This window comes from Streptomyces sp. NPDC059456, assembly GCF_042750055.1.
GTDB lineage: Bacteria > Actinomycetota > Actinomycetes > Streptomycetales > Streptomycetaceae > Streptomyces.
This window is the reverse complement of the sequence record NZ_JBHYVA010000775.1, coordinates 1-3,738: the sequence shown is the minus strand read 5'-3', so window position 1 is coordinate 3,738 and position 3,738 is coordinate 1. Positions and strand designations below refer to the sequence as shown.

Genomic DNA, 3,738 nt, shown 5'->3' with positions numbered 1-3,738 from the left:
CATCCAGCACGTGGAGGTTATCCCGACCCTGCGCAACATCAAGCGGGCCGGGATGCTGGTGGAGGGCGGGCGGCGGGTCGACCTGCCGCCCGCCCCCTGACCCCTCGGGACCCGGCCCTCGGGGACCCGGCCGCTAGCGCAGGAGCACGCCGTCTCCCGCGCCCGCGTCACCGGCCGTGTCGGTGTCCACCGGGGCCGCGACCAGCCCCAGTTCGGCCGGCGTGGCCAGCAGCGGGTGCGCGGGCAGGATCCGCACCGTGTACCCGTAGGGCCCGGTGCGGTCGAGGGCGAGCGGGCCCTCGTACATCCAGCGCCCTTCCAGGTCGGGCCCGGCGGCCGGCTTGAGCGGGAAGGTCCGCCCGTCGCGGATCACGTCCTGCGGGTCCACCCGGCCGGCGACGGCCTGGACCTCCACGTCCTCGGGGGTGAGCGCGTCCAGCGCCACCCGTACCCGCAGCGTGAGGGTGGCCCCCAGTTCGGCGGTGCCGCCCACGGGAGCCGCGGCCAGCGCCTCCACGTGCTCGACGGCGACCCGCGGCCAGGCCGCCCGGACCCGGCCCTTCCACCAGGCCAGGTCGCGTGCCGCGTCCGGGTTCAGGGCCCGGTGGGCGCGCGCGGCCGGTGCGTACAGCCGCTCCACGTACTCGCGCACCATGCGGCCCGCGAGCACCTTGGGGCCGAGCGAGACGAGGGTGCGCCGGACCATCTCGATCCACCGCACCGGCAGTCCGCTGCGGCCCGTCCGGTCGTAGAACCGCGGCGCGACCCGGTCCTCGATCAACTCGTAGAGGGCGTGGGCCTCCAGGTCGTCGCGGCGGTCCTCGTCCGTGCCGAGGCCGTCGGCCGTGGGGATGGCCCAGCCGAAGTCCGGCTCGAACCACTCGTCCCACCAGCCGTCCAGGACGGACAGGTTGAGGCAGCCGTTGAGCGCCGCCTTCATCCCGCTGGTCCCGCAGGCCTCCAGCGGCCGCAGCGGGTTGTTCAGCCAGACGTCGCAGCCCGGGTAGAGCTTCTGCGCCATGGCCATGCCGTAGTCGGGCAGGAAGACGATCCGGTGGCGCACCCGCGGGTCGTCGGAGAACCGGACCAGCTCCTGGACGAGCCGTTTGCCCCCGTCGTCGGCCGGGTGGGCCTTGCCCGCGACGACGATCTGCACGGGCCGGTCCGGGTCGAGCAGCAGCGCGCGCAGCCGTTCGGGGTCGCGCAGCATCAGCGTGAGCCGCTTGTACGAGGGCACGCGCCGGGCGAACCCGATGGTCAGCACGTCCGGGTCGAGTACGGAGTCCACCCAGCCGAGTTCGGCCTCGGCGGCACCGCGCTGGAGCCACGAGGCCCGCAGCCGGTCGCGGACCTCCTGCACGAGCTGTTCGCGCAGCCCGCGCCGCAGGTCCCAGATGTCCTGGTCGGCGATGTCGGCGACCGCGTCCCAGCGCTGGGAGCCGCCCACCGACAGCGCGTCCTCGGTCCGCCCGGCGCCGATCTGGCGGGCGCCGAGGCGGACGACCTCGGGTGCCACCCAGGTCGGGGCGTGGACCCCGTTGGTCACGGAGGTGATGGGCACGTCGGCCGGGTCGAAGCCCGGCCACAGGCCGGCGAACATGCCGCGGCTGACCGCCCCGTGCAGGGTCGAGACCCCGTTGGCCCGCTGGGCCAGGCGCAGCCCCATCACGGCCATGTTGAACACCCCGGGGTCGCCGCCGGGATAGGACTCGGCGCCCAGTTCCAGGATCCGGTCGACGGGCAGGGCGGCCAGTTCCGCGCCGGGCCCGAAGTGCCGGGCGACGAGGGCCCGCTCGAAGCGGTCGATGCCGGCGGGCACCGGGGTGTGCGTGGTGAACACGGTTCCGGCGCGCACCGCCTCGACGGCGGCCTCGAAGCCGAGCCCCTGCTCCCCTTCCAGTTCCCTTATGCGTTCGAGTCCGAGGAAGCCGGCGTGTCCCTCGTTCGTGTGGAACACCTCGGGGTCGGGGTGCCCGGTGATCCGGCAGTACGCGCGCACCGCGCGCACGCCCCCGATGCCGAGCAGCATCTCCTGGAGGAGGCGGTGGTCGCTGCCGCCGCCGTAGAGCCGGTCGGTCACCTCCCGGGCGCCGGCGTCGTTGTCCTCGACGTCGGAGTCCAGGAGCAGCAGCGGTACCCGGCCGACGCGGGCCTGCCAGATGTGGGCGTGCAGGGCGCGGCCGCCGGGCAGGCCCAGGGTCACCCGGGCCGGGGCCCCGTCCGTGTCCCGCAGCAGGGACACGGGGAGCTCGTTGGGGTCGAGGACGGGGTAGTGCTCCTGCTGCCAGCCGTCCCGGGAGAGGGACTGGCGGAAGTACCCGTGCCGGTACAGCAGTCCCACGCCGATGAGGGGGACGCCGAGGTCGCTGGCGGCTTTGAGGTGGTCCCCGGCGAGGATCCCGAGCCCGCCGGAGTACTGGGGGAGGGCGGCGGTGATCCCGAACTCGGGTGAGAAGTAGGCGATCCCGGCGGGAAGCCCGGTGCCGTCCTCATGGCTCTGGTACCACCTCCCGCCGTGGACGTAGTCGTCGAGGTCGGCGGCGATGACGGCGAGCCGGCGCAGGAAGCGGCGGTCGGCGGCCAGTTCTTCGAGCCGTTGGGCGGAGACGGAGCCGAGCAGCCGGACGGGATCGCCGCCGGCGGCCTGCCATCCCTCGGGGTCGACGGATTGGAAGAGTTCGCGGGTCTCGGTATGCCACGACCAGCGCAGATTGCGCGCGAGGTCGGCGAGCGGCAGCAGTGGTTCCGGGAGTACGGGGCGCACGGTGAATCGACGGATAGCCTTCACGCGTTCCACCTTCGCAGGCAATTGCGGATCGAAGCGGCCGCACCACGCTGTGCGCCCGCGCATCACCCCGGGAAGGCTAGCCTCACCCCGCCCCGCCTGCCACGGTGCCGCCCGGAAGGGGCGCCACAGGAAGGTTCCTTCGCACGCGGCCGTGCGGACGGCGATGTGGATTCAGGACATTCCCGCGTTGCGGCAGGGCCGCCGCACCGTGCCGGGCGCATGTGAACCGGTACCGGAAGCCCCCGCGACGACCACCCGGGGAGCCGTGGCCACTTCGGGCAATCCTCGCCCATCACCCCATATCCCTGGTCACCGGTGAGGCCGCCGGTGCCCGTGGGACGGGGGGTGCCACGACGTACATCCGGTAGTCCCAACCGACTTGACTGAGCCTCGGCGGATGTCGGCCAAGACCTTGGTCCGAGCCTCGCCACTACGTACGAGTAGTTAACCGAGCGCACGGATTGAGCGGGGCGAGAGTGGGCAGGGCTCCCCGCGTACACGCACGGCACCCCGCCCCACCACCTCTCCCGCCACCCGAGTGAACGCGGACAGGAGCGGCCATGCCCGCAGCCCAGCCGTCTTCCGAGCGGCTAGAAACAGAGCGAACAGAGCGTGCACGACCAGCCGGTGTTCCGGCTGGGCTGTTGTCACCGAGCCCCGCGAACTGCCTCCAGGTGATCCCATCATGATCGGTCGCATTCCCGTGCTGGACGTCCGCCCCGCCGTCGACTGCGGGGCCAGACCCGCCAAGGCGGTCGTCGACGAGGTCTTCGAGATCTCCGCCACCGTTTTCCGCGAGGGCCACGACGCCGTCGCCGCCCACGTCGTGCTCCGCGACCCCAGCGGGCGGCTGCGGCCCCCCGTGCCGATGCGCGAGCTGGCGCCCGGCACCGACCGGTGGGGGGCCCGGGTCTCCGCCGAGGCCGAGGGGAGGTGGACCTACACCGTCG

2 protein-coding genes are annotated in these 3,738 nt (G+C 73.4%); one reads left to right on the top strand and one right to left on the bottom strand.

Features of this window, described 5'->3' with window-relative positions:
* Nucleotides 1–133: 133 nt before the first annotated feature.
* Nucleotides 134–2,788: an alpha-glucan family phosphorylase gene (glgP, locus tag ACFXA3_RS38240; protein ID WP_385195225.1), complete on the bottom strand. Its 2,655-nt coding sequence runs from the start codon at nt 2,786–2,788 to the stop codon at nt 134–136.
* Between the two features lie 685 nt (nt 2,789–3,473).
* Here glgP and ACFXA3_RS38235 point away from each other — a divergent pair.
* Nucleotides 3,474–3,738 (top strand): maltotransferase domain-containing protein (locus ACFXA3_RS38235; RefSeq protein ID WP_385195222.1); only part of this gene is annotated, 265 nt, incomplete at its 3' end.